Annotated in this window: 6 tRNA genes and 1 pseudogene; 1 reads left to right on the forward strand and 6 read right to left on the reverse strand. The window is 43.4% G+C overall.

Annotation, left to right across the window (positions count from 1 at the left end):
* Positions 1 to 455 (forward strand): annotated as a pseudogene (locus IEX94_RS19290) (hypothetical protein); the annotation flags it as partial.
* A 65-nt stretch (positions 456 to 520) separates the two neighbouring features.
* On the opposite strand, the gene IEX94_RS19295 reads toward IEX94_RS19290, so the two are convergent.
* From IEX94_RS19295 to IEX94_RS19320, 6 genes are all read right to left on the reverse strand, one after another.
* Positions 521 to 593, reverse strand: a tRNA-Ala gene (locus IEX94_RS19295).
* Positions 594 to 664: 71 nt separating this feature from the next.
* Positions 665 to 738 (reverse strand) — tRNA-Arg (locus IEX94_RS19300).
* Positions 739 to 803: 65 nt separating this feature from the next.
* Positions 804 to 877, reverse strand: a tRNA-Ile gene (locus tag IEX94_RS19305).
* Between the two features lie 13 nt (positions 878 to 890).
* A tRNA-Gly gene (locus IEX94_RS19310) sits at positions 891 to 961 on the reverse strand.
* Positions 962 to 971: 10 nt separating this feature from the next.
* A tRNA-Ser gene (locus IEX94_RS19315) sits at positions 972 to 1,064 on the reverse strand.
* A gap of 31 nt (positions 1,065 to 1,095) precedes the next feature.
* Positions 1,096 to 1,159, reverse strand: a tRNA-Ile gene (locus tag IEX94_RS19320).

A 1,159-nucleotide genomic window follows, 5' to 3' on the forward strand; every position in this document is an offset into this window, starting at 1 on the left:
CAGAAATACTGGAGTGGAAAGGGTACCGAGAAAATCTTGACACAAACTTACTTTTAGGAATTGTTGACAGGAAGAATAAAAAGGTTTATGATGACATTTTTCTAAAATTGGAGGAGATTGCAATGAACGATAAATCATTAGAGTCTGCCTTTAAAAATTGGGAAGAATTAAGTATGAATGATAAGGAGTACGCTGCTTATGAAGCAAGGCTAAAATATATTTTAGATGAAGAAGCAGCTAAAAGAGAAATGGAACTACGATTGAAAGAAGGACTCGAGGAAGGTAGAAAACGCATAATGAAGGAGGGATTAGAACAAGGCTTAGAGCAAGGTAAAAAAATTGCTAACGAAACAACCGCACGACGCCTTCTATGTAGCGGCATGACAGTTGAAGAAGTAGCAAATTTCACTGAATTAACAGTATCACGTGTTGTAGAAATTAAACGTGAATTGTAAAAGGAATAATTACCACAAAAAAAGGACTACAATTAGCCAATAAGCTAACTGTAGTCCTTCTTAGATGGAGCCTAGCGGGATCGAACCGCTGACCTCCTGCGTGCAAGGCAGGCGCTCTCCCAGCTGAGCTAAGGCCCCAAGATAAAAATATATGTAAAATAGAGTTGGCTATTCTAGTACTAAGCTACTAAATAATAATGAATGGCTCACGCGCCCTAGAGGATTCGAACCTCTGACCTACAGCTTAGAAGGCTGTTGCTCTATCCAGCTGAGCTAAGAGCGCAACATAAACAATAAATTATCCTACAGAACTATTTAGTTCCTATCCCAGAAGCAAGTATTTTCTAATGGGCCTGAGTGGACTCGAACCACCGACCTCACGCTTATCAGGCGTGCGCTCTAACCAGCTGAGCTACAGGCCCATCATGAAATAAGAGCGGGTGAAGGGAATCGAACCCTCATCATCAGCGTGGAAGGCTGAGGTTTTACCCCTAAACTACACCCGCATATGTAAGATGGAGGAGGTAGAGGGATTCGAACCCCCGCGCGGTTTGACCCGCCTGTCGGTTTTCAAGACCGATCCCTTCAGCCGGACTTGGGTATACCTCCGAACTATATGATGCTTCTATAGATGAACCGATGGACCCTGCAGGACTCGAACCTGCGACCGATCGGTTATGAGCCGATAGCTCTAACCAACTGAG

It is taken from the genome of Oceanobacillus indicireducens, assembly GCF_014647195.1.
Classification (GTDB): domain Bacteria; phylum Bacillota; class Bacilli; order Bacillales; family Amphibacillaceae; genus Oceanobacillus; species Oceanobacillus indicireducens.